This is a genomic window from Vibrio orientalis CIP 102891 = ATCC 33934 (genome assembly GCF_000176235.1).
GTDB lineage: Bacteria > Pseudomonadota > Gammaproteobacteria > Enterobacterales > Vibrionaceae > Vibrio > Vibrio orientalis.
Window position 1 is genome coordinate 720,675 of sequence record NZ_ACZV01000004.1, and the last position, 26,058, is coordinate 746,732.

Below are 26,058 nucleotides of genomic sequence, written 5' to 3' on the forward strand. Positions count from 1 at the left end.
CATCTCGATAACTAAAAGCCCCGCTCGTATAGCGGGGCTTTTTTATATTTCATATATATTTTCGGAACAGCTGAGATTAGCAAACTTCCTCTTTTGACACCTTACCTCTTAAATAATTCGAGCAGTCAACTGAGTCCTGCTGTTCTGGTTCCATGTATTCTTTGGCAAAACGCATGTAGACACCAGAGGATAAAAACAGCTCAAATAGGTCTGGGTCAAGGTGTCCATCTTTAACCATAAAGCTCATTATCTTAATTGATTCGGATAGAGTCTTCGCTTTTTTGTAAGGACGATCGGTGCTCGTCAGTGCTTCAAATACGTCAGCGATTGCCATGATGCGAGCTGTCAATGGCATCTCGTCTCCCTTCAGCCCCATCGGATAACCAGTACCGTCCATCTTTTCATGATGACCACCAGCAATTTTAGCTACATCACGCATGTGTTTAGGAAACGGTAAGGATTCCAAAATATTTATGGATTGAATAATATGATCGTTAATAATAAACCGGTCTTCGTCAGCTAATGTTCCTCGGCGCGTCGATAAATTATAGAGTTCACCTAGATTGGCTTGATAGTCGGTTGCTTTCAATGTAAAACGTTCATCATTAACCCGAGCGAAATCCCAAGGGACAAGGTGCTCGGGTAAGTCAGCCAACACTTGCTCAGTAGTTGGTAACGGCGGCTGCTCTTGGCTCCTTTGCTGTTCAACCCAAGATATCCCTGCCGTTTTACTTAATGTTCTCGTCCATGTTTGCTCAGCGATCTTATGTAACCGACGAATATCACCATCATCAACAAACTCGCCTCCCAAATTAAGTTCAGCGATAAATTCAAAGTCTTTATTTACTTGAACATTATGCGCGTCTAGTTGCTGCAAGTGTTCAGTCGTAAGCTCACCATGCTGCGCCTTAAGGAGCTCAATCTCTTTTTCCCTTTTTATAACCTCAAATCGCATCCGCACTTCATGAATTCGGTTATAAATCGTTTCCAGTTTCGTCGCTTTATCAACAATATGCTCCGGAGTGGTAATCTTTCCACAATCGTGGAGCCAACTTGCCATTTTCAACTCTTCCCACTGTTTCGGAGTCAAGCTAAAACCTTTAAAGACTCCATATTGAGAATCTTGCGCAGCTTGAGTTAACCACTCGGTTATTACAGGAACACGCTGACAATGATTCCCAGTGTAAGGAGACTTCCTATCGAGCGAGCCTGCAAATACCTGAATAAATGAATCAAGTAATGATTTTTGTGCATCCATCATATCGTGAGTTTCTATTGTAACTGACGTAAAACCGAGCAAAGTGTGTAGGTAGTCTTCGTAAGATTGATAACGTTCAAGAGCGTTATCCCCTTCATAAAGTACCCCAAACGATCCAATGACACTTCCTGAACGATCCATAAGTGGAATACATATGACCTTTCCAGCTCGACTCTTATCCCAAGGAACATCAAGTCTCTCTATATCCTCTGCATTAAATATGGCCACTTTGTTCGCAACAAATAGCTCATTCATTACTTTTCTTGCTTCCGACACAGGGAGTGTACGAGCAACAGCTTGACTCTCATCAATACCCTCATACCAAACATATTTGGGCACCAGTGTTTCATTCTCTGTATCATGCAAATACAATAATACTCCACTCGCCTCAACAGCTTTTGCGGTCTCACGACAAACTAAACTAAGCATGTCATCGAGGTTTTCTTTGTTAGCAATGTTATTGGTCAAAGAAATAAATTGGCTAATGGTGGATCGTGTCGACCTCTGAGCCTGATTAAGCTCTTCTATTTCGCGGATATAGCTGTGTGGAGTCTTATCATCTTTATCAAACTTGAAGCTTTCAATGTCTTTCGCATTCTGCGTTGCTCGTTTTATTGGTTTTGATATATACACCGAAACGGCAAATATGCCAGGTAGTATAAGTAGTAAGACAACTAGCGAGGTGTAGATTGTTTGCTTTTTGATTAAGGCTCCATTGTCAAAAAGGTCCGCAGCCTTAGCTGTCATGAGAAGATGAAATGTTTGCCCCTGTAACGGCTGAAACGTCACTACTTGACCAAACCACTTCTCTCCTTCAAATTCGAACAAACCAAGCTTTCCATCTCTTTGGTTCTTATTAATCGCATAAAGAGCCACCTTGTTTGGTAGTTCATCTAATTTATCGGTTAGCAGTGCTGACGGTATGTTTGCATCGAGCCTGTCACTGAAGGCAAATACTTGGCCAACATCGTTGTATAGAACGCGGATAGAAGAGTCATTCGTAAGTGTATCGGTCAATGAGCTGTGTATATCTTCCAACAATACCTCAGCGGTTATGACGATCCCGTTATCATTCTTTCTGTAGATATTCACCCCCACCATTTCAGATATAGGCAAAAGCGTCGGTGAGGAAATTAAACTTTTTTCGGTTTGCGCATCACTAAACCAGCTATGCGACTTATATAAAATAACTTTACTGGCATCTATCTCCGTAAACTGCGTAAGATGTTCATCGCTCCCTCGAATTTGAACCGTACCGTTATTGTTGTGAGCAATTATAATTTTGACGCTACTATCCACGTTTAAACGCCTAGCCATCATCTGATTCTTTACTCTTGAAACGGAGAAAAAATCACCGGACGGATAATAAAACGAATAGGAAGATACATGGGGAGATTCTTTTAGAAGATGGACAATTTGGGGCAGCACTTTTTCTCGTACATCGACTTCTGATGAATTGATTGCGTAACTTTTCCTAAAGGCACCAATCATAGTAAATGCGGTACTATAGTGTTGATTCAATTGATGTCGTGTTTCTGTTGCAATGCGATAGAATAGTTTGCCATTGGCTTCTAAAAGTAGCTCTGACAACCCCTTATTGGTTAACCAAATTTGCGTCCCTGAAGCTAACACAACAACGAATATAATCACTGTCGTCAAATGGACGTGAATTGGTAGGATTGCTCTTCTGACGTTCATTAGTCTATTTCCCTTAGCCTTTTCCAACTAGTTTAAAATAGCAACTTTTTGCCCGAACATATTGAAACAGCGAACAATCTTATATATGAGTCATTCATTATATTGATATTTGCGATCCTCCAAGCATTTCCTACCTCCCTCCAATTTGAACGCCTAACACAAAACAGGCTACGACATTCATTGGCCTGACTGCCTTTTCAGCCTTTATTGTGTCATTACGGAATTTCGACTATTCCAAATTTACACTCGCCAGCCTTTATCATTCTTCTAAAGCAATAATGAAGGCTGTATTTATGTCATCCAATACGAATCTACCCATTTCACCTCCAGGAACGGAGACAAAGCTGAAAAGGATTGCTGCAACATTTTTCTCTAGCGTATTTAAAATCGCGTTTGCGCTGTTCACCTTAGTTGGTGCATCGGTGCTGCTGTCCAAACTTGGTACCGTGCATGGTAAAGACCTACCGGAAGAGTATTTTTCCAATGGTTATCCTTCGATATTGAGGCTACTGGATTCAGAAGTCTTCATGGGCTTTATCTTCTTTGTCACCGTCGCGATTTTGGTTTACGTCGTTTATCTTCTGTGGCAATTGCACGAAGTCGCCGTCCATCGAGCGGCGAAAATGTCGAGTGCTCACACACAGATCGTCTTCGCCCTATCCCTTTGTGGTCTGTTTATCGACAAAACATGGTGGGTTTTGGCCATCATCATCGCTTTTGCTCGTTGGGATGTATTAGCCGCAGAGGTCTCGAACATCATCCGCAACGGTCGCCACCCTATTAGTAAGTCAGAGGAATAAACCATGAAAGAGATCATGCTCCCTTATGTCTTTATTTGTTGGCTACTCGTTAAAACAGGCGTAGTACGTTGGACACTGAAAAACGCAGCGATAATCATTGGTATTGGTGCTCTTTTGGCCCTATCGCTGTTCACCGCCCATCGCTTCTGGTCACCGGCTGACTTAACCGACAGTACCACCGTTAAAGCGCCTCATGCCGTACTCAGCCCGTTAGTTGGTCAAGAGGTAGAACAAGTATTCGTTGAGCATAACCAAATGCTCAATCAAGGCGATTTGATTTACACCTTACGCACTGAAGACACGTCCTCTCAAATCGACGGTCTGAATGCACAAAAAGATGCCGCACAAGCAGAAATACTGGCTTTAACTCATCAAATCAATAACGATAAAAAGCAACTCGATAGACTGACTCAGCTGAATGATTTTGCCCAAGAGTCTGCTCGTGATGATTTACGAACGCGCATAGAATCGACTGACGCGAAGATTGCTGCCGTTAATGCGCAAATCTTAAGTGTCGAAGCACAAATCGCCACAGCAACATGGCAAAACGATCGCCGTGAAGTACGCGCGCCTTTTGACGGTCAGCTATCGATTGCGAATATTGTTGAAGGCACACGTCTAGGCAATATGCACCTCTACGATACCAGCAAGAAATTCGTTGAAATGCGCATTGCCGATCAAACCTACCGCAATATTGAAGTTGGCCAGTTTGCTGAATTTTATGTGAATGCTTATCCTGGCGAAATCTTCCGTGGTCGCGTGCATAGTTTAACGGCGGGCACAGGTGAAGCACGAGTGTCAGTGATGAATGGCTCCCAACACGTACGCCAACACGTAGGTAATAACATGGGCAGCCATGGACGTACCATTGTGATTGAATTTGAAGAGCCAGAAGGCTACAACGTCCCTATTGGTGCAACAGGTTCAGGCTGGGTATCGGCGAAGAAACCCCATGAGGCATTAGGCTTTATGGATATCATTGGTGCGGCTACAGTCAGACTCAAAGCCTACAAGTCCTACCTATCGGCTTTATAAAACCTGAAAAGCGCCTACTCCAAGGCGCTGTTTCTTTTTTGCCTACTTTGCCGGTACGATACACTCATCGACGATAGGCACGATGAGTTCCATTAACCATTTTTGCTTGGCTGCTGAACGGAGCGATGATTTGCAAATGAGTGCAACATCCAAGTTAAGTGGGCAATGCTGTTTTTCATCGTAATAAGGCTCATATCGAAGAGTAAAATAATCATCCATTAACTGGTTGATAAGGTGGACACTATCAACAATGATTCCCGCCTCTAAATCGGGCTCGAGTGCTTTAAAATGGTCTTGGTGTTCATTGACGCCTGAAATAATGAACTTCACATACTCGCCAGATTGATTACCTTCAAAGTAGCCAGCGCCTGAGTGGATCTTCCTTTGATAAAAGCTTTGCGGTTTATCACTTAAGACATGTAACCCTACGTCTACCTGCTCTTCCAATATGAGCGGCTCGCTGTGTTCACTCCATTGTCGTAGTTCAATGACCGCATCGGTTTGTGCACGAATCGCTTTGATTAAGGGCTTACCAATTTTCACCAAATACGGTTCGGCTACATGTATGGTTATCTTATCTAAGTCTTTGGGGTCAAAGCCTTCCGGTGCTAGCGCCAAATCTAATTGGTCTAAGGCGTTCTTAAGCTTTGGTTCGATGGCTAGCGCGTAATCTGTCGGGACTAAGCCAGAGGCCTCACGCACAAACAATGGGTCACCGAGGTCTTGTCTCAGCTGAGCCAAGACCTTAGAGACGTATGATTGTGACCGCCCTAACTTAAGCGCCGCGCGTTGTGTTGAATGGGTTTGCATCAAAGCAAGGAAGACATGTAAAGCGTTTAAGTCGTGCATCCGTGGTAGGCCTCGTGTAACAATCCTTATAACTTATCGGATATAAGTAACGAAGCCAACTTAGGCCTAACTGAAATGAGCGATACGCAATCATTCAAGCACAACTAGTCACAATAACTTGTTTACTCATTATCCGAGCTTAAGAGTGAGCATTCTATTTAGCTAACACCTTTACACCCTAGCTGTTTTTAAGTTTTGAATTAAAGTGGAAATTTCATCGCTTAGCGTCAAAACTTGAAGTACAAGGAGGTGTTTATGCAAAAATTCAACAACATACTGTTCTTGAGTAAGGGCGTAATGGATAACAACCAGTCGCTCGATTTGTCGATCCGTTTGGCTTGGCGCAACAAAGCCAAATTGGCCGGCCTCATTGTTTGCCCTCACCTTCCTAGTGATATGCAAGAATACCAGGAGCACTACGAAGGTTCACTTTTAGAGTCGCTGCAAAGTCAAATTAATACTAGCCTTTCTGACCATCACTTAACCAATGAAGATCTGGATGTGCCTGTTGAGTTAGTTACCGCAGAAAAGCCGGATATTCAAGCAATTCGTCATATTCAAAAACACAAAATCGATCTTGTGTTCAAAGATGCAGAGCGAAGTAAAAACAACGCTAAAGGCCTGCGCGCAATTGATATGAGCTTGCTGCGTAAATGCCCCTGTGCCGTATGGCTTAATCGACCATCAGACAAGCCAAGCATCAAGCAAAGAGTCGCTGTTGCGGTTAACCCCAATGCAACCTCAGACGAAGAACGCGCGCTATCCATTGACCTGCTCAAACTAAGCCGCTCTATCGCTGATAATTGTGACAGCCAACTTCATATCATCTCTTGTTGGGAATACGTATTGGAAAGCTACCTGACAGATAACGTCTGGTTTAAAGCCTCTGAACAAGAGCTTGAGAGTCACATCTCTCAAGCGAAGAAGCAACATTCAGAAGCGCTACAAGCATTAGTAGATGCGGCGGAAATTGGCGGTGATATTACCCTGCACCGACTGCACGGTACCGCAGACGACGAGATCCCGACTTGTGTTGAGGAAATAAATGTCGATGTATTAGTGATGGGGACATTAGCTCGTACGGGAATACAAGGCGTGATGATTGGCAACACCGCAGAGAACATTGTTCAAAATGTCGATTGCTCTCTTGTGGCACTCAAGTCAAAACAGTTCTGCTCTCCAATCGAATAACACCAGACGCTAAGAGACAAACGAAAAAGGCCGAGCGAATTGCTCGGCCTTTGTATGTACACAACATTTCTATGTCGCGACAGTCGATGTCACTAGATCGAAATCAGACACCTGCTCAACAAGGCACCTAGTGATGTGGGATATGGCGTTCACATTGCCGATGATCATTTCAATCATCAAACGATCTGCAGGTAGTGCCCTTCCTCATATTTTGGTTTGATTCGCACAAATCATATACACAACTAATTGCATTAAATATATAATCCACAGTTAAGGTAAGGTTTATGCCTCATTAGCCTTTTTATTAACTCATTCGTATGAGATTGGTTCTAAAACAACGTTTTCCGATTGAATGTCACAGCAAGGCATTCAATCAGCTAGGCGAGTAACTGTACACAAACAGAGTGACTAATAGATGAGGCAACTTATTAAACTAGACGTACTAGCAATTATTGTCGTTAGTATCGTTTTATTCAGAATGGATAGTATCAGGCAACTCGCAGAAGTCGCTCAATCCACCACAACAAAATAACTAATATTGGTTAGGTGTAAATTATGAATACAACCGCATTCATTGCGCTTATTATCTTTTGTTTGCCACTTCTCCTTTTAGCAATCTCTTACCATAAGGCTAAAAAAAGAAAACTAGAATTTGAAGACCAACTCAAGCAAGTAAATCGAGAGAAAAGTAGGCTTAAAAATGAAAAGGCCCAGTTGCTAAGCAAATATCAGCCAATCATCGATATGGAGCTACACACACAGCGATTGCTCGATGAGGCTGAAGAACAGGCGGCTTCTACCCGTCTCGAGGCAGAAGGCGTTTATGCAGAAGCGGAACAACTTCGCAAAGAAACCCGCCAAAAGCTTAGTGAGGCAAAAGACAAAGCTGAACTAATAAAAAATGAAGCACGTGAAGAGGCTAATAAGGTCGTTAGCTATGCGGAAGAACAAGCTAAGGAAATTGCGGGTGATGCATACGAAGCGAAAGCAAAAGCGGATACCTATGAAAAAGCTATTCGTGCAATGCGTAATACTATTGATGGCTACAAAGACGATTACATCATTCCGAACCATTCTGTATTGGATGACCTAGCAGATGAGTTTAGCCATAAAGACGCAGGTGAAGAATTAAAAGCAGCCCGTAAGCGTGTCAAGACGATGGTTCAGGAGGGTCACGCTGGTGCATGTGACTATGTAGAAGCACACCGAAAAACTTATGCAATCCATTTCGCTGTCGACGCTTTCAACGGTAAAGTGGATAGTGCTTTGGCAAAAGTGAAACACGACAATTTTGGTAAAATTAAGCAAGAAATCATTGATGCTTTTGCGCTAGTTAATCACAACGGAGCTCCGTTTCGTAATGCTAGAATTAACCAAGAGTTCTTAGATGCTCGCCTAACTGAACTTAAATGGGCGGTTGCCACTTTTGAGTTAAAAAAGATCGAGAAAGATGAGCAAGCGGCAATCAAAGCACAAATTCGCGAAGAAGAACGTGCTATTCGAGAAGCAGAAAAAGCTCGTAAAGAAGCCGAGAAAGAAGAAAAGATGCTTCAAAAAGCTCTTGAGAAAGCTCGAGCTGAACTGAGCAAAGCAAGTGACGAGCAAAAAGCAGAGTATGAAGCTCAGTTAGCAGAATTGGAAGGTAAACTACAAGAAGCAGAAGAGAAAGGACAACGTGCACTTTCTATGGCGCAGCAAACCCGCCGCGGCCATGTCTATGTTATAAGTAACGTCGGCAGCTTTGGCGAAGAAGTATTCAAGATAGGTATGACTCGCCGACTAGAACCGATGGATCGCGTTAAAGAACTGGGCGATGCCTCTGTTCCATTCTCATTTGACGTTCATGCTATGATTTTCAGCGAAGACGCTCCTGCACTAGAGAATGAACTTCATCGTCGATTCAATCAACAGTCAGTAAACAAGATTAACCCTCGTAAAGAGTTCTTCCGTACGACGATAACTGAAGTTAAGCAAGCGGTTGAGCAACATGGTATTCAAGATGTTCATTGGACCATGAAAGCTGAAGCTGCGGAGTACCGTGAAAGCGTAGCTATCGGAAAAGTACAACAAAATGAGGCTGCGGCCTAGTAATCAGCTTTATTGATATTCGCTAAAAAAAGAGCCGCTAAATGCGGCTCTTAATGTTTTGTCGTATTGGAACAATCGTCAGATTACTCTTTACCGAATACGTTGTTCTCTTGCTTTGTACACAATCGCAAAGTTGTCTATCGAGCACCTCAATATGAGAATATTTTCACCGAATTCATGTCTAGCTACATCATTACATAATATGGAAAAGTGAATAAGCTCATTAGTAATGTATGCCCCTTAACCCACCAGCGGCTATATTAAACCCCATATTCCACCGAGGGCGAAGTTGGTGTTCTTTTCCATATGCCTCAAGTTTGGTGTACTCCCTACCTAAACGATGCATCATAAAGCGATGGCCCTGCTCGTAAGCTTCCTGAAGATTATGGTTTTTGTGTTTACCTCGCTCTAGTTGTTCTTTGTGTTCATTAAGTCGCCTAGCGAAATTATTCGTCACGCCAACATAGACACGATCAGGGTCATTCTCTCCTTCAACCTTAATAATGTACACACTATGGTTTCTGACGCTGTACGAATTAGGCTGTTCATAGAATGGCTCCAGATTTTTGATGTAGTGCCACTGTTTCATAGCACAAGTGAACAACCAATAGGCCAAGATGAACCCTAACAACACAAAGATGGATAAACCCACCATTGTCGATACCACTTCACTACTCAGGTTCATTAAAGAAGCTCCGGTACATTCTCAACACCAGACTCTTCAATCGATGGAGCACCATTAATTTTTACACCATCACAGTTCATGAAAATTTTGCCGTCACGGCGGATCTGGGTACATTCAGGGGGAGTGACCTCAACCTTTTTCTCAACCGTGACTTCTTTAGTGATGATGGTGGGTTCTTCAATTGCCCATCTCGCTAGTCGATACAAACCCGCAAAACAAGCTAGGATCACCGCAATCAACAAGACAATATAAATCAACAACTTAACAAGATTCTTAATTCTTTCAGCTTTAGAGACTCGGTTCAAAGGCTCATATTGTGTTTTTTTATCATGGCTGGGAACCGCACCTGGCGCGATCTCATCACCCTGCACGAATCGAGAAGCTACATCACCTTTCCCTTGTTTTTCATTGGAGGTGTTACCTATTGGTGGATAAATAATTTCAACAGGTGGGCCCAAAGATTTTTGACCAACGTCTGGTTCCCCGCCTCCAATGCTCACATGAGGGGCGTTACCCGTCTTAGGGTAATACGTCGTGACAGGATTACTTCTGTTGGGTGTCGGGCTTGGATTGACAACGGCGCCTGTTTCTAGACTATCGCCGCGTTGATTATCTTTTTCAGTCCCCGCCTCAGGATCAGTTGTCGTATCATCAGGTTTGAGATACTTGTTTCGCTTGAACTGATTCAAGCTACTTAAATCCATACTACGCATTGTTCAGTAATTCCTCGAGTTCCTTGCCCGTGATCGACTCTGGCACAGGAATGATACGCTCATGAATGATGACTTCCGGCTCTTTGATGTAGTACGGTTTTTCCACTTCAACCACCTTATCAACGTAAACAGGAACTTCATGAGTAGCAGGTACCACGCGATCCACATAGATCGGCACTTCTTTTTCCACTTCAACGATTTTTTCAACTTCTACAATTTTTTCTATTTCTTTCTCGACTTCTTTCTCGACGATAGTTTCAACCGGGATCAATTTAGTTCGTCTGGCAGACCACACTCGCAGATACTTCAAGAGCTTGCGAATGATCCCTTGATTATTCATCTTATGCGCCTGTACTTTTTTGTGACGTTTGTTTCGCTGATTCATGACCATTAGTGTTTTGAGAATATGCTTCAACAAGCGATTGCGAAGTGACGAGTGAACGCGCTTGGTTTTCTTTCGCTGATCTTTTTCTTTCTGCTTCGTCCGACGATGAGCTAGGTTTTCCGGGGACTGGAAGTTCAGGAACATATTCAGAGCTAGGTATACGGGATAGATAATGAAACTAACAAAACCGATAAACCAGTTGAAAGGATCGTCAGACTTGTGACCAAAAAAGGCCAAAATAGCGCTCACTTTGGACTCATAAGCCTGTTTCTTCAGCTCATATTCCGTTTCAGTGCCTGCAAATTCGTTGATGGTGTCACGGTCTTTAACTTTTTCGTCGCGTAGCTGACTTTTTGCCTCGTGAAGATAGGCTTCTAACCTCGATACCTTCGACTGGTAATCTTGTCGTGTACTGTTTAAAAACATCACCTCATCTTCTAATAATTTGGCCTGGTTTACGAAAGCCGCCACCGAATCTGCACAGTCTTTCACCTCATCGCAAACCATTGAACTTTGACGACGTTCACTGGCTTGTTCATGAAGTTGCTTGATTTGAAGGCTCTTTGATTCAATCTGCTCACTGAGGGGCAAAATCTGAGCGATTGACTGTGCAATCGTGGCTTCAATGTTCTTCACTTCAGCTTCAAGAGTAGTCACGTAAGAAGCATTGTTTTCGGTTCTCTTTCTTGCCTCTTCAGCTTTCACAATCTCCGCGGTAGATAGGCTTTGTAAGTAACCGTTCACACCAGCAAAACACAAAGCTGCAAAGCTAACGATAATTCCCCAGGTCACCGCTTTTTGCAGCCACCCGGTATTGCACCAGTTGTTAAATACGGCAGACGTATATGCAAGAACCGCAATCTCAGCAAAACCAAGTAACAAGCCAAACGGCGTTACAGGGACCCAAGATAACCATGGCTCTGCGTGGAACAAGGTGTCGTAACCCATAACGTTAAATGTGATGATTAAAAAACCCATCACACATAATGTGCCATATAGAATAGGATATTTACGGTATGGCTTTTCGTTAATATTTTCTAGGTGAATAGCAGCACTCTGCATGTTCATAGTATTTCCAACAAGTGTTACAGATGAGATCGTCCCCCTGACAATCTGCATGTTTAAGATTTAGTAAATTTCAGATTGCATGTAATTATTGATAGTATCGGCGTCTAATACATACATTTCGTTGCGATCATAGGTCATAAAGCGGTCATACAATTTTTCATTTCCCTGAATGTAATCCCAGTATGGTTGGTAGCTTTGATATACCTCTATGATTAACTCTGGTGTATCAGGCTTGTTTGAATAGTAAGGGCGATGAAAGCCAACCTTCGCACCGGATTGCATTCGCTTGTTCACTCCAGAGGCATAAATCATCCCGCAACTCGAATAGCACTGAATATTGGCATCTGCGTCTGTCGTCCAATTGTTATCATGAATATACGTTCCGATTTTTAGGCCTTCGTTTAGCAACCCTCCGTTACTGTGCATCATGAAACGGTCAAGGTGTATCCCACGAGACTCAAAGTGACGAACATACTTGATGAAGTCATCGTAAGCCCCCTCGACCACTGGACCTTCGGCATATAGGTAATTACCTTTTTGATCTTCACCAAGCATAAAGTACAACTTTTCGCTTGAGACTAGAGGATGTTTAAAGCTAGGAGGCGCCTGGATCTCCACTGGTTTTTCTAATAACTCTGGCAGCGTTGGCAGGTTGGGTAATTTAGGGATATTAGGCAGTTGCTTAAGATCCAGTTTTGGCAAATCAGGCTTTGGACTTTTCAAAGACTTCTTCTGTTCTTGGTTTAACTTATCTTCTTTTTTAGTTAAACCCTTTTGGCTCAGTTGCTTCTGAACAGGCGGATTTACTGAACGAGGAGAATCGTTCGTCTCTTTCGGCTTGCTCAAGTCAGGCTTTAGCTCGTTTTTCTTAGAATCGTCACTGGTCGAGGTTACTTTCTCAATGCTTTGCTGATTCTCTTCATTGAGGTTTTTCAATGAATCAAGGGGATTCGGCATACCCTTAGTGTTATTAGAGGAACAACCACTAATTACTGCCGTTACAGAGATTAACAACAATGCTAATACACCCTGTTTAGGTCTCATAACAATTCCTTCATACAATAAAAACAAACATCATAAGCTTGGTGTTTATAAAAATGGGTGCGTATTATATGGATAAAATTGAATATCCCAAGATATTTTTAAAATATAATCCCCAAACTTACCGAACTATGAGAATAAACAATAAAATCAGCCAACTAGCGACACTTTCAAGATCGTTTATCAATTACCATATCCTTCTCAAATCCGTTTCTCACATGTCAAAAAGAGTCTCACTACTTCGAAACTAAGCTGGACCTTACTTGGTTGAAAGTACTCAGTCTCAGCCTCATCAATATCCGTGTCACTCCAAGAGCACGAGGCATTGATGGGCGATACCAATTGCATTAAAACGAATAAGAAGCGGTTATAATTCGGCCCAAAGTCCACGACCAATCTTCTATTTAAATTCTCATTGAATATGGTGATGAGTATACAGAATGATGTGCTAAATATATTTATATATCAAATATTACTTAGTTGTTCGGGGGATGACTTGTGGCGTTTCAGTCCGATAAGACTCTCGCTTTGAGCTCTTTAACGCCACAACTTAAACCCTTCAATCGCTGTTGGCGCTTCCAAACAAAAAAAGAGCCGCAAATAGCGGCTCTTTTTGTTTCATAGTATTGGAACAATCGTCAGATTACTCTTTACCGAATACGTTGTTCTCTTGCTCTTGTACGCGGATGAAAGTCGTACGCTTAGTTAGCTCTTTAAGCTTTGCTGCGCCTACGTATGTACATGTAGAACGTACACCACCAAGGATGTCAGAAATTGTATCGTGCACTGTGCCGCGGAATGGTAAAAGAACAGTTTTACCTTCAGCTGCGCGGTACTTAGCGACACCACCAGAGTGCTTCGCCATAGCAGACTGAGAAGACATGCCGTAGAACTTCATGAACTGCTTGCCGTCTTGCTCAACAACTTCACCGCCTGACTCTTCGTGGCCAGCTAGCATACCGCCTAGCATTACGAAGTCAGCGCCGCCGCCGAATGCTTTAGCAACGTCACCCGCACATGAACAGCCACCATCACCGATGATCATGCCGCCAAGGCCATGTGCTGCGTCACCACATTCGATGATTGCAGAAAGTTGTGGGTAACCAACACCAGTTTTAACACGTGTTGTACATACAGAGCCTGGGCCGATACCAACTTTAACGATATCTGCACCTGCTAGGATTAGCTCTTCACACATGTCGCCAGTTACAACGTTACCCGCAGAGATAACTTTGTTCGGGAACTCTGCGCGAACTCGCTCTACATACTCAACTAGGTGCTCTGAGTAACCGTTCGCGATGTCAATACAGATGAAGATTAGCTCTTCAGATAGCGCCATGATTTGCTTAGTCTTTTCGAACTCAGCGTCAGACGTACCTGTAGAAACGAATACATTGTTTAGTGTCTTCTTGTCTGCGTTCTTAACGAAGTCAGCCCACTGCTCTACTGTGTAGTGCTTGTGTACTGCTGTCATAACGCCGTGTTCAGCTAGTGCAGCTGCCATTTCAAAGCTTGCTACCGAATCCATATTCGCAGCGATTACAGGTACACCAGACCATTGACGGCCGCTGTGCTTGAATGTAAACTCGCGGGTTAATTCAACTTGAGAACGACTTTTAAGAGTAGAACGCTTCGGGCGGAATAGTACATCTTTAAAGCCTAACTTAAGTTCTTGTTCGATACGCATGATAAATTTTCCTGTAATCAAATTTACGTGTCGTGCGTTTTCGGTAAACGTTGGCAGACGCTTTACTGAGTTTCGGACACAAAAAAACCGGAGCGTTGGCAGACGCTCCGGTTTTCAGCATTATAGGTCGCGATTTAATTCTCGCAAGACTGATATTTTCAATTTTTTTGTGATACAGTTCGGTTAAGTTGCATACCTAGCCCACCGCAACGCCTTCAATTTTCAACACTTTCCACTGAAAAACAAACACTTAACTCAAATCATGTAAAACGTTTGCGCAATCCTTTTCGTCTCGCAATTGAAAGAATATTGACCAAACACACCACTTTCACCCTCAAAACAGCAAAATATACGTTTAAATTGCCCTTTCTGGTTCACCTATCCAACGTAAAAAAACGAACTGTTCGGTTGTTTTTTGACCATTTTGTGCAAATTTCTTTGTTTTAGTGTTCTTGGCGCTATTCAAGATACAAAAAAGGCAGAAGCCGTTGCCGACTTCTGCCTTCCATTTTTGCTTACAGAATTACAGTTTAAAGAAAGCGAGCTGTGCTTTCTGCTTCTCTGCTAATGCTGATAGTTCGTTACTTGCACTCGCACTCTGGCAAATACCTGAAACGTTTTGGTTCACAAGCTCAGACATGTTCACAACATTGCGGTTAATGTCTTGAGTCACTTGCGATTGCTGCTCTGCCGCTGTCGCTACTTGGGTGTTAGCGTCATTGATGTTGGTCACTGACTCAGTAATGCCTTGTAGCGCGCTGTTGGCTTGCAGTGCGAGTTCGTTGTTCTTCTCTAACATCTCTAGGCTTAGCTGCATGCTGTCATTTGCTAGGCCAGATTGCTTTTGAAGCTCTTCGATGATCGCCTGGATTTCGCCAGTAGACTCTTGCGTACGCGCTGCTAGCATACGAACTTCATCGGCTACCACAGCAAAGCCACGACCAGACTCGCCCGCACGCGCCGCTTCAATAGCAGCGTTGAGTGCGAGTAGGTTTGTCTGCTCAGAAACACCGCGGATCACTTCAATCACGTCGTTGATTTGCTCTGACTGCTCTTTTAGCGTTAGAACCACACTCGCCGCTTCATTGAGCGCTTGGCCCATTTGAACGCTCGCTTGGTTACTCTCTTCGAAGATATCTAAACCAGATTTCGCAAGCTGGTCTGCTTCACGTGCCGTTGAATCGGCTAACTGAGCATTGTCGCTAACGTTATCTGCTGTGCTTGATAGTTCATTAACCGCTGAAGCCACTTGTTCGATTTCAGCTAACTCTTGCTGCGCGTTTGCTTGAGCTTGCGTCATTACTGCCGCTAGTTCTGTCGATGCAGAAGCGACTTCTTCACTGATACGTGCGAGTTCATTGACTGTCGTATGAAGCTTAACAGCCGTCTGGTTCACGTCTTCGCTCAGGTGGGCAATCTCGTTGTCACCGTCGACATCAGCACGAACTGATAGATCGCCAGCAGCAATTTTACGCATCACTTCTTGTAAGCGTTGAATTGGCGTCACGATCATGCCTGACAGTACCCAAGCAACCAGTAGCGAAACCGCTAGAACAGAGAGTACAAGGATCATCGCCAGATTTTGTACTTTGGCGTTTTCCTTTGCACTGTTATCCATCGCCGCTGAAGCAAATTCATTAACCTTTGCAGACAGTTTATTGATGCTTTCAACCATCTCGTTACCCGCATCACGATATTGCGCGATGAAGTTTGAGTACTCTTGTTCGCTTACAGTTCCTTGATCACGGCGTGAAAATAGGTCAACAGCGCGATTAGAGTACTGGACATAGTTTTCAATAGAACGACGAACGCCATTCACATCATCACGGAAGGTAGCGCGGCTTGCCATCATATCGAGATCTTTTTGAATCTCTGCCAAGCCCGTTTTGAGTTCACCGAGGAAAACGTTACGGCGCGAAGAATCATAGATCGCATAAACCGCACTAATTCGTAATGGATACACTTGGTCATCTATATGGGCAAGTTTATCTTTATAGAACACCAATGAATCGGTGTTTGAGGCGATAATTTTCTGCTCAGCCTCAAGATTACTCTTAGTGATCCATAAAGCAATGAACAGTGCGAAGGTAGTAAATAGTACAGGTACAAGCACCTGCGTTCGAATAGACAAGTTTTTAAGCGATAATTGCATTATTTTTCTCAATCAAGTTTTTTTGATTTCATCCTTGATCTGGGAATATTCCCACAACATAAAGGGCGCGGAGTCTAGCATAATTAATGGCTGGTATGGCAAATAACACCTTAAAAAGTCAGGATTTTTTGCACTAACCGTTTGCGCAAGCTCATATGCCCACAACACCATATGCAACCGCTTTATAAATCATATGCGTGTCTGACTCTTTGACCCAAAACAAAAAAAGGCCAAGCAATGCTTGGCCAATTAGCTGAACTTCAGGCAGTTCGAGTTAAAAATCGTAGCGAATACCCGCTTGTAGCTCGTCTTCTGTATTGTCTAGCTGTTGGAACATGTAGCCAACATATGTACGTAAGTGGCCGTTAAACTTATGTTCTACTTCTAGCGCAAAGTGATCCGTTGTATCTGCATTATTTACTTCTTGGTAGTTGTAAACCGCAATCAGCGAGGTTTTACCTAGCTTGTATTTAGCGCCAAGTTCAAACATGTTCGCATCGAACTCTTGGTTGGACTCAACAACCGTACCGTCACCGTAGATTGCAGCCAACGTTAGTGCGTCAAGTTTGTAGCTCGCACCGATGTTGACCTGATCTTCAGATTTATCACCTTGATCTTGCGTGGTGTAACCTAAACCTAGGTCAAGACCGAAATCAAAGCCGTAAACCGCTGACAGACCGAAGCTGTCATTATCTTTTTGGTCAGATGCGATGTAGTTTGCTTTAACTGTTAGTGCTTCAAAATTACCAGAGTAAACGAAGTTGTTCTCACGCTTATCTTTGTTTGCACCAATAAGGTCTGCTGCTGCTTCATCAAACGTGTTCATTAAATCCGTGAAGTCAGTCACCTGAACCTGCGCAGAATCTTGCTTACCGTAAGAGAATTCACCGAAGTTAGTGCCGAATCCTGCATATACGTAGCGATTGTTGATAGTAGAGCTTGAGTCTGTACCTACTTCCGCTTCATATTTACCAAAGCCGTATAAATCGTCAGATAGCTCTGTTTTACCCACAAAGTTAAAACGTGCACGTGATTTGTCATCAAATGAGCTATCAGTTGCGGATTCGTTTTCGTCAGAGATATTGAAGCGCGCTTCCGCACGACCGCCAATTTTTAACTCTGTGCCATCTGATTTGTAAACTGTCGCTGCTAGTGAAGAACCTGATACTAGGGCTGCAAATATTGCCGACGCTACCGCTGCTTTTTTCATCTTATTTACCTTGCATTTATAATGAGCTTCAATGCTCGAACTATGTGATGCGAGTTAAATTAGAGGGGTAGCATTAAGCTTTAATTGCTAATCCATTACGATTAGGTGGCGATTAAGTGTATGAATTATTACAGATAGTGCTACCTAGCCTGCCTATTCACTTCATTTGCTAACGTTCATCTTTTGAGGAGTCCATCACCACCATTGTCGTGATCGATTGGACATGTTCACACTCCCCCAGTACATCGGCGTGAAACTTCTTGTAGCTCGGTAAGTCACGGGCCTCTACTCGGAGAAGGTACTCGTTAGCGCCAGTAATATTGTGGCATTCAACCACTTCGTCAACGAACTGTACGTGTTGTTCAAACTCTAGTTGTGATTGCTTTCGGTGACTCGACAGCCCAATTGAGACGTAGGCAATGAACCCAACACCAAGCTGACTGCTATCGATCAGTACCCGGTAGCCTTTTATTATTCCCTGCTTCTCTAGCTCTTGAACGCGCCTTAGGGTCGCGGAGGCGGACAAACCAATCCTTTCTGAAAGCTCTACATTGGAGATTCTTCCGTCTACTTTAAGCTCTTGCAATATTCTTTCGTCGAACCGATCCATACATACCCTTTATTGCGTAATTTCCGTTTAGAGTTCGAATAAAAGCACAAAATTGCTCACAATTCCACCTACTATAAACGTGACCGGTCAGAACACCCTTTTTCACGCAATTATCTTGCGTCTGTTGAACTAATAAGGAAATCACTATGGAATTCGAACAGCTTAGCGCACTGGTGCTATTTGCTTTTGTCTCTACATTTACACCCGGTCCAAACAATTTAATGCTGATGACTTCCGGTGCCAATGTCGGTTATATGCGTACCCTTCCCCATATGAGTGGTGTCGCTTTTGGGTTTGCCTTTATGGTTCTGATCGTTGGGTTGGGCTTATCGTCAGTATTCACGGCTTATCCTCTAACTCATACCATTCTCAAGTACATCAGTTTGGCTTATTTGGTCTATTTAGCGGCAAAAATCGCACTCAGTGGTCGCGCAAAAGATGTCGATGACTTTAAGCCAATGAGCTTTTTTGGTGCCGCCAGTTTTCAATGGGTCAACCCAAAAGGTTGGTCGATGGCATTAAGCTCAGTCACGCTATACAGCAACGGCGGTGGTTGGTTTGAACTAGGTATTATTTCACTGACGTTTCTGTTGGTTAACTACCCATCAGGCACCTTTTGGATTCTGGCAGGGCGAGAATTACAACGCTGGTTAACCAGTTCATTCCGTGTTCGCGCGTTCAATATTTCGATGGCAGTTTTGCTGGTTGGATCCACTCTACCGATGATCTAGACAGTCAGTAATGTAAATTTGTTTAAAGATGCTATTCAATCTCTTGTTCTACTGATAATCTAAATGCGAACAAGAACAATTATCGAGTTGTAATATGAAAAAGCCATCGCCTAAGCAAGTTGTTGTCATTGCTACTGAGTCCATCACACCAAACATGCAGAGAATTGCTTTCCAATCAGAGTCATTGCGTGAGTTTCCCGCGAATTGTGAAGGTAGCTACATCAAGCTGTTGTTTACCCCGTCAGGCTCTACCGATCTATCGACAATGAGCCCTGACGACAGACCGGTTATGCGCACGTACACTATTCGTCAGTTTGACGCCCAAGCGGGCTCAATTGAAATCGACTTTGTCAAACATATTACCGACGATCTACAGTGCGGCTTCGCTGCGCGTTGGGCGATGGATGCAGCCGTTGGTGACACGATATCTATTGCAGGTCCTGGGGCGATTCAAGATATGAACACTGAGGCTGATTGGTTCTTTATGACGGCGGATATGACAGCCTTGCCTGCCCTATCAGCCAAGATCAAACAACTACCCCGTGATGCAAAAGGCTACGCGGTCGTGAAGGTCATTTCTGAGCAAGACATTCAACCTTTAGACGCACCAGAGCAACTTGCTGTACATTGGGTATTTGAACAAGACGAGCTCTCTGAGTCTGCGCGCCAGCTAGAATGGCTTAATGGTCGTGCTTCTGTTTGGTGCGCGTGTGAGTTTGATTCGATGCGCGCACTACGCCAATACTTCAGAAACGAAAAGCAGGTAGAACGCGAAAATATCTACATCAGTAGTTATTGGAAACAAGGCGTAGCAGAAGATGGTCATAAGGTGATCAAACGCCAAGATGCTGAAGAGCAAGAAGCATAAAACAAGCAGTTGAGGGGGAGCAATTCCCCCTTGTTGCTAGCCTAGTTTTTCCGCCAAGAAATCAATCAGTAAGCGCACCTTTGGTGACAGGTTACGATTTTGCGGATAAAGCGCCCATATCCCTTCTCTTTCATCACGGTATTCGGTCAGAACTTCCACCAGCTCACCCGTATCTAACGCTTCCTGAACATAATGATCAGGCAACTGCGCCAAACCTAAGCCTCGCTTTGCGGCATCTAACAATGCGTAGCCAGAATTACAGTGAATACGCCCTGACACTCGCATAGACTTCTCACCTTTCGTATCTCTAAAACGCCAGTACTCTACAGAGCCTACTAAACATTGATGGTTACTTAGCTCCGATAACGTATGAGGCTCGCCAAATCGGTCTAAATAATCAGGGCTAGCACATACATAGAGTTGTCTGCTCGATAAACGCTTGGCGATAAGGCTTGAGTCTTGTAAGCGACCAAGGCGAATCGCTACATCAACACCAAGCTCAATTAGATCTAGCTTTTGGTTAGTGAGCATCAAATCGAGATTAACCTGCGGGTAGAGCTCCAAAAACTGGTGCAGTAATGGCGCAAGATGCTGCTCACCATAAGTCACAGGAGCAGTCACTTTGAGTAGCCCTTTCGGCGTTGATTGCATTTGGGTCACGGCTAATTCAGCCAATTCAAGACCTTCAACCAAGTGCTTACACTGTTGATAGTACAACTGCCCCGCTTCCGTGAGCGACACTTTACGGGTTGTTCGATTAAAGAGCTTAACCGCTAAACGTTCTTCTAACGCCGACACTCGTCGACTGATTTGAGCAACGGAGGTGTCTAATTTATTTGCTGCTGCGGTAAATGATTGGGTTTCTGCGACCCCAACAAATTCACTTACCCCTTCCCAATTGGCCATAACCCACTCTGCAATATTAGGTGCTATTTTTGCGGTCATTATTACAGATATGCAATAGAGGCTGCAATCAACTCGCAAACTAATTGAATCGTTCTATGCTCATTTCTGAGCTTCCCGATTATCAACTTTGTTCGCTGGCTTCATTTAAAGTGAAGTCACTGTCCAAAACCAATTAGGTAAATCCATGTTAAAGACTCCTTTAAAAGCACTCGCATTTTCGGTTGTATTCGCTTTCTCTGGCTATTCCGTCGCGGCTAACAGTAGTTATAACACCGACATTCCTGAGAGCATCATGACACCAGATCATGTTGAAACCAGCATTGGCTCATTACAATTTAAAGATGGTGTTCCCACTGATGAAACTAGTCAAAAAATCTACGATAACTTAGATACGATCAGAGCAACGGAAGTGTTCCTCAACGCGATCCCAATGGCGTCCCTAGAAGCAATTAGACTTGGACACGCAGAGATGGGGATCACCCAGTCAAATCAAGTCATGTTGTTTGATAACCTGATGGATTCAAACCCGCTTTTCTTAACAGGAAATACAGACACTGTTTATGCCTCTGCATTTTTGGATTTAGAACGTGACGGCCCAACGGTTATTGAAGTACCGCCGGGCATGGGACCAACCACGGTTAATGATGCCTTCTTCCGCTTTGTGACTGACCTTGGTGTCGTCGGCCCTGACAAAGGTAAAGGCGGAAAATACCTCATTCTACCTCCAGGCTATGAAGGCGAAGTCCCTAAAGGTTACTTCGTTTCCCAATCAACAAGTTACACCAACTGATTTATTGCTCGTGGCTTCCTAAAAGATGGTAAGCCTGATGCCGCTATCAATGCGTATAAGAGTCAGTTAAAGATCTACCCGTTAGCAATCAAAGCGAATCCACCAAAAATGGAGTTCACGTCTGGTAGTGGTAAAGAATTCAATACCATTCATGCCAACGACGAACATTTTTACGATGAAATAAAAATTGTGCTCGATAAGGAGCCTATTGCATTTATTGACCCAGAAATGCGCGGTTTGATGTCGAGCATTGGCCTACAAAAGAATAAGCCATTCGAGCCAGATGCACGTATGCAAAAAATACTAGAAGACGGTGTCGCAATTGGTAACGCGACGGCTCGAGCTCTCTACTTTCAACCTCGTGACAAGTCAGCCTATAAATACGATGACCGTCAATGGAAGACCGCTTTCATCGGTGGTGACTACCAGTGGTTAATCGATGAAGGTGAAGGCGGACGTAACTTAGATGCGAGAACCTATTTTTTCTATATTGCGACAGTGAATACCCCTGCAATGGCACTTAAGCTGATCGACAAAGGCTCCCAATACGCATTAGTAGACACCTCAAAAGATGGTGAGTTCTTAGATGGCAGCAAGACGTACAAGCTAAACATCCCGGCAAATGTTCCGGCTAAAAACTTCTGGTCAGTGGTAGCTTATGATCCACAAACGCGCTCTGAGCTGCAAACCAGTCAACCGTTTCCAAGTAAGAACAATAAACGTGATGACTTCATTGAAAATGCTGACGGATCTGTAACCTTGTACTTCGGACCAAAAGCACCAAAAGGAAAAGACTCAAACTGGATTCAAACCGTGCCGGGCAAAGGTTGGTTTAGTATTCTCCGCTTATATGGACCTCAAGAAGCTTGGTACGACGAGAGTTGGAAGCCTGGGGATATTGAATTAGTCAACTAATCACTTCCTTAATGCACCAAAGGCAGCGTTTATATAGACGCTGCCTTTTTTATCTTTATAGAGAAGTCAAAGCTTGGCGAATAAGCTCTTCTATCTTGTGCATCACCGGATGCTGATAATTAACACGATGATAATGGATACCAACATCATAATGCATCCGTTCACTGTCTAAATGCAGCGGAATTTTTACTACATTTTCAGGAAGATCTTTGCCCACTTCAAAGCACACCAACACATGTTCACCATTGGCAACACAATCCAGAGCACTGCCTAATGAGGCGACCGTAAGGGGTTGCTGTAATGAAATACCGACACTTTTTCGAATACGCTCATAGTAGGTATTGCTATCAAATGATCCCATCGAAATTCGAACCGTTTTTGCGCCAGCAATCTCCTGAAGCTCTAATTTGTCACGCTTCGCCAGTTGGTGGTTTTTATTCACATAGACATACAGCTCAACTGAGCCAACTTTACGTTCAAGCAACTGGTCGTTGAACTCATTGGGGTAGCCTCCAATACCAACCGCCAGAGTCTCCGGTTTCGGAAATTCGATGCCATCTAACGACCAATCCACAAACGATATTTTTGGCGTAGATTCAGACGTGGTTAACCCATTAATAAGTGGGACAGTAATCAGTCGACTTATTGGATTCACGACATAGAAGAGAAATTCAAGTTGCGACTCGGCGCCTTCGAAACGCTTAGCGGCGTATGGCACTTGCTCTAATTGTTGTAGAGGCAAATCAATATACTCAATCAACTGATTAGTAAACAAAGTCGGTGTATACACGCCCTTAGAGACAACGAACAACTCATCACCTAAGCTATCGCGGCAATCTGACAGGTGGCGATTAAACGTCGCTCGGCTTATGTCTAAGTCATGGCAGACTTTAACTTGAGAGCGGTGTCGATGAAGTAGTGACAAGAAGCGGTATAGGTTGAGGTCAAAACGATTTTTCAAATTTTCGTACTCGAATTAGCCATGGTTCGCCCTCAATATAAGCGACAATTTTGCCACATGCTTTAGAGATTGGTTAAAACTCCATCCAATAGCACAACAATGACCGTTAAGCGTATCAAGATCACATTTATAGTGACACTTTGTGCTAGAGTAGCGCTCTGTTTCGCTTTTCTAATTTCTCGCTATGTCCAAACTTATCCTTTCGATCGGTGCCATTGTTTCTGCCGTTTCTGTGCTTCTTGCTTGGGTGTTTATCCCAACACACGTCAGACTCAGCAGTGAAATATTGAGTAAGCCGATTGGTAATGGCTTTCAGATTGTTGGCTACAAAGCCATTTCAACCAAACCAGAAGATGGAAAGCTCAATCATTTCTTCTTGATTGACAGTGATGGTGATGTAAAAGACGCTGAACCTTTCTTAATTACATCAGACCCTTTTATCCAGTTCGAAACCACCGACGAAAACAAACTCTCTTTGACGGTGAAAGGTCGCATCAAACACTTTGATAATGATCTTTGGGTAGAGCGTGAAGATGGCACTGTCCAGCATTGGTTTATCAGTGTTGATGCAGATTACACTCGCTAAGGTATATTCTCTCTAGTAATCACACTACAAACAGGTAAAATCACGCCCAATTGATTTTACCTGTTGTGAATAGTTATATGCACCACCCTAACGACCTGTTTACCCGCTTCGACACTGATATTTCCACCTATTCACTACCCGAAAAGTTCACCTTTCCGTTTTATTATCAAGCGCACCCTCTGTGTGTCTTGGCGGCGAGTCAGCTTCAAGAATACCTAACGCACCAGCAAGATTGGCAGCACGATTTTGGACTGGATAATTCAACCCAAGGTACGGGGAAAATGTTTGGCGTGTTGTTGGTCCAATCTCCGCAAGGTGACATTGGTTACTTGTCGGCTTTCTCTGGCAAAATCGCAGACTCAAACTTGCTAGCGGGCTTTGTTCCACCTGTGTTTGACATGCTGGCAGAACAGAGCTTTTTCCGTTCTGAACTCGCAGAGATAACTCAGGTTAGTGACCAGGTAAAATCGCGCGAATACGAACCTAGGCTATTGCAGCTTAGACAAGCGTTAAAAACAGCACAAGACCAATATCAAGCAGAAGAACAAGCTCATCGAGCACAGATGATTAGCAGCCGAGCAGAGCGAAAAGTGCGTCGAAAAGAAGCAGAGCAAACGCTCGACAAAGCGGGGGTCGATGCACTGCTCGCTGAACTTGGTAAAGAGAGCGTTGCCGAAAAGAACGTTCTTAAATACCTCAAGCTCGAATGGGACAACAAGATTGCAGAGGTTGAATCAGAACTGAATGTTCTTGAAGACGATCTGACACGTCTTAAAGAGCAACGTAAACAGATGTCCAATACGCTGCAAAACAAGCTATTCGAACAATACCGATTCTTAAATGCTAACGGCCAGCAAGAATCGTTAAGAGCGATCTTTAAACCAACCGCAACACCCACGCCACCAGCCGGTGCAGGTGAATGTGCCGCGCCTAAGCTGTTACATTACGCGTTTAAACATGGTTTTAAGCCGTTGGCTTTAGCGGAATTTTGGTGGGGCGTTTCTCCAAAATCAGAAATTAGGCAGCACGCGAAGTTCTACCCTTCTTGTAACAGCAAATGTCAGCCTATACTTGGCCACATGATGCAAGGCATGCTGGTTGATGATAACCCACTAGAAGAGAACTGGGCGGAAGACAAAGAGCTCGAAATTCTGTTTGAAGATGAATCGATGGTGGTGGTCAATAAGCCTTCAGGTCTATTGTCTGTGCCGGGTAAAACCATTACTGATTCGGCATATACTCGCTTGCAACAGCGCTACCCTGACGTTGAAGGGCCTTTTGTCATTCATCGGCTCGATATGGCGACATCAGGCCTACTGGTGTTTGCTCTGACCAAGCGTGCCAACAAGAGTCTACAAAAACAATTTATCTCACGTAGTGTCAAGAAGCGTTATGTTGCGCTACTTGAAGGGAGTGTCGAAGAGACGCAAGGTGATATCAACTTGCCAATGCGTGGCGATCCCGTTGATCGCCCTCGCCAACTAGTCTGCTATGAACATGGCAAACCTGCTGAAACCCATTGGGAAGCCATTTCTACTATCGATAACCGAACGAAATTATATCTATACCCTAAGACAGGGAGAACGCATCAACTGCGTGTTCACTGTGCCCACCACCTTGGGCTCAATATCCCTATGGTTGGAGATACCTTATACGGTGAAAAAGCAGATAGACTTCATCTGCATGCTGAGCGCCTTGAATTTGATCACCCCTATAGTGGTGAACGACTCACTTTCCAAGTTGATTCGGAGTTTTAGAGACTCCACGCCAAACGCAATAAGAATCGTTGTTGATCACAACAAATATCTTTTATTGTGCAAATCTTACAATT

The 26,058-nt window shown here is 43.7% G+C and carries 20 protein-coding genes and 1 pseudogene; 9 read left to right on the plus strand and 12 right to left on the minus strand.

The window, feature by feature from the left end; all coding sequences use genetic code 11:
• Nucleotides 1-76: 76 nt before the first annotated feature.
• Entirely contained in the window at nt 77-2,956 is a 2,880-nt protein-coding gene (locus VIA_RS06725; RefSeq protein WP_004411942.1) for an HD-GYP domain-containing protein, read from the minus strand.
• Nucleotides 2,957-3,249: 293 nt separating this feature from the next.
• Here VIA_RS06725 and VIA_RS06730 point away from each other — a divergent pair, with 293 nt between their 5' ends.
• Nucleotides 3,250-3,756 carry a hypothetical protein gene (locus tag VIA_RS06730; protein WP_004411943.1) on the plus strand — a complete coding sequence of 169 codons (507 nt, stop codon included), beginning with the start codon at nt 3,250-3,252 and terminating at the stop codon, nt 3,754-3,756.
• A gap of 3 nt (nt 3,757-3,759) precedes the next feature.
• Nucleotides 3,760-4,791, plus strand: a complete 1,032-nt coding sequence (locus VIA_RS06735; protein ID WP_004411944.1) for an HlyD family secretion protein — start codon at nt 3,760-3,762, stop codon at nt 4,789-4,791.
• 42 nt (nt 4,792-4,833) lie between these two features.
• Here the strand turns inward: VIA_RS06735 and VIA_RS06740 are convergent, their stop codons facing one another.
• The gene (locus tag VIA_RS06740) at nt 4,834-5,640 is read right to left on the minus strand and encodes a LysR family transcriptional regulator (RefSeq protein ID WP_004411945.1); all 807 of its coding nucleotides are present in this window, start codon (nt 5,638-5,640) and stop codon (nt 4,834-4,836) included.
• A gap of 255 nt (nt 5,641-5,895) precedes the next feature.
• Between VIA_RS06740 and VIA_RS06745 the strand changes: the two genes are divergently transcribed.
• On the plus strand, nt 5,896-6,831 hold the full coding sequence (locus VIA_RS06745; protein ID WP_004411947.1) for a universal stress protein: 936 nt from the start codon (nt 5,896-5,898) through the stop codon (nt 6,829-6,831).
• A 555-nt stretch (nt 6,832-7,386) separates the two neighbouring features.
• Complete coding sequence (locus VIA_RS06750) at nt 7,387-8,919, plus strand: SNIPE associated domain-containing protein (protein WP_004411949.1); 1,533 nt, start codon at nt 7,387-7,389, stop codon at nt 8,917-8,919.
• Between the two features lie 223 nt (nt 8,920-9,142).
• On the opposite strand, the gene VIA_RS06755 is transcribed toward VIA_RS06750, so the two are convergent.
• The 8 genes from VIA_RS06755 to VIA_RS06790 form a co-directional block, all read right to left on the minus strand.
• On the minus strand, nt 9,143-9,604 hold the full coding sequence (locus VIA_RS06755; RefSeq protein WP_004418748.1) for a GIY-YIG nuclease family protein: 462 nt from the start codon (nt 9,602-9,604) through the stop codon (nt 9,143-9,145).
• A complete protein-coding gene (locus tag VIA_RS06760; protein WP_004411950.1) occupies nt 9,604-10,317 on the minus strand; it encodes a hypothetical protein in 714 nt (237 codons plus the stop codon). Before VIA_RS06760 ends, VIA_RS06755 begins: the two co-directional genes overlap by 1 nt.
• The gene (locus VIA_RS06765) at nt 10,310-11,770 is read right to left on the minus strand and encodes a hypothetical protein (RefSeq protein ID WP_004411951.1); all 1,461 of its coding nucleotides are present in this window, start codon (nt 11,768-11,770) and stop codon (nt 10,310-10,312) included. The genes VIA_RS06760 and VIA_RS06765 overlap by 8 nt, the downstream gene beginning before the upstream one ends.
• 60 nt (nt 11,771-11,830) lie before the next feature.
• A complete protein-coding gene (locus tag VIA_RS06770) occupies nt 11,831-12,814 on the minus strand; it encodes a hypothetical protein (RefSeq protein WP_004411952.1) in 984 nt (327 codons plus the stop codon).
• 640 nt (nt 12,815-13,454) lie between these two features.
• Nucleotides 13,455-14,498, minus strand: a complete 1,044-nt coding sequence (locus VIA_RS06775) for a GMP reductase (protein ID WP_004411954.1) — start codon at nt 14,496-14,498, stop codon at nt 13,455-13,457.
• Nucleotides 14,499-15,021: 523 nt separating this feature from the next.
• Nucleotides 15,022-16,650: a methyl-accepting chemotaxis protein gene (locus tag VIA_RS06780; protein ID WP_004418743.1), complete on the minus strand. Its 1,629-nt coding sequence runs from the start codon at nt 16,648-16,650 to the stop codon at nt 15,022-15,024.
• Nucleotides 16,651-16,924: 274 nt separating this feature from the next.
• Nucleotides 16,925-17,860, minus strand: a complete 936-nt coding sequence (locus VIA_RS06785; RefSeq protein WP_004411957.1) for a porin — start codon at nt 17,858-17,860, stop codon at nt 16,925-16,927.
• A 169-nt stretch (nt 17,861-18,029) separates the two neighbouring features.
• The gene (locus tag VIA_RS06790) at nt 18,030-18,470 is read right to left on the minus strand and encodes an Lrp/AsnC family transcriptional regulator (RefSeq protein WP_004411958.1); all 441 of its coding nucleotides are present in this window, start codon (nt 18,468-18,470) and stop codon (nt 18,030-18,032) included.
• Nucleotides 18,471-18,616: 146 nt separating this feature from the next.
• Here VIA_RS06790 and VIA_RS06795 point away from each other — a divergent pair, with 146 nt between their 5' ends.
• A complete protein-coding gene (locus tag VIA_RS06795; RefSeq protein ID WP_004411960.1) occupies nt 18,617-19,201 on the plus strand; it encodes a LysE family translocator in 585 nt (194 codons plus the stop codon).
• 94 nt (nt 19,202-19,295) lie between these two features.
• Nucleotides 19,296-20,069 carry a siderophore-interacting protein gene (locus VIA_RS06800; RefSeq protein WP_004411962.1) on the plus strand — a complete coding sequence of 258 codons (774 nt, stop codon included), beginning with the start codon at nt 19,296-19,298 and terminating at the stop codon, nt 20,067-20,069.
• Between the two features lie 36 nt (nt 20,070-20,105).
• On the opposite strand, the gene VIA_RS06805 is transcribed toward VIA_RS06800, so the two are convergent.
• Entirely contained in the window at nt 20,106-20,975 is an 870-nt protein-coding gene (locus VIA_RS06805; protein ID WP_004418731.1) for a LysR family transcriptional regulator, read from the minus strand.
• A gap of 184 nt (nt 20,976-21,159) precedes the next feature.
• Between VIA_RS06805 and VIA_RS06810 the strand changes: the two are divergent.
• Nucleotides 21,160-22,680: pseudogene (locus VIA_RS06810) on the plus strand (DUF1254 domain-containing protein).
• A gap of 55 nt (nt 22,681-22,735) precedes the next feature.
• Here VIA_RS06810 and VIA_RS06815 read toward each other — a convergent pair.
• Nucleotides 22,736-23,641, minus strand: coding sequence for a LysR family transcriptional regulator (locus VIA_RS06815; protein ID WP_004411970.1), 906 nt, complete (start codon nt 23,639-23,641; stop codon nt 22,736-22,738).
• 184 nt (nt 23,642-23,825) lie between these two features.
• On the opposite strand from VIA_RS06815, the gene VIA_RS06820 reads away from it, so the two are divergent.
• A complete protein-coding gene (locus VIA_RS06820) occupies nt 23,826-24,227 on the plus strand; it encodes a hypothetical protein (RefSeq protein WP_004411972.1) in 402 nt (133 codons plus the stop codon).
• 77 nt (nt 24,228-24,304) lie between these two features.
• The gene (locus VIA_RS06825) at nt 24,305-25,984 is read left to right on the plus strand and encodes an RluA family pseudouridine synthase (RefSeq protein WP_004411974.1); all 1,680 of its coding nucleotides are present in this window, start codon (nt 24,305-24,307) and stop codon (nt 25,982-25,984) included.
• The last annotated feature ends 74 nt before the right edge of the window (nt 25,985-26,058 follow it).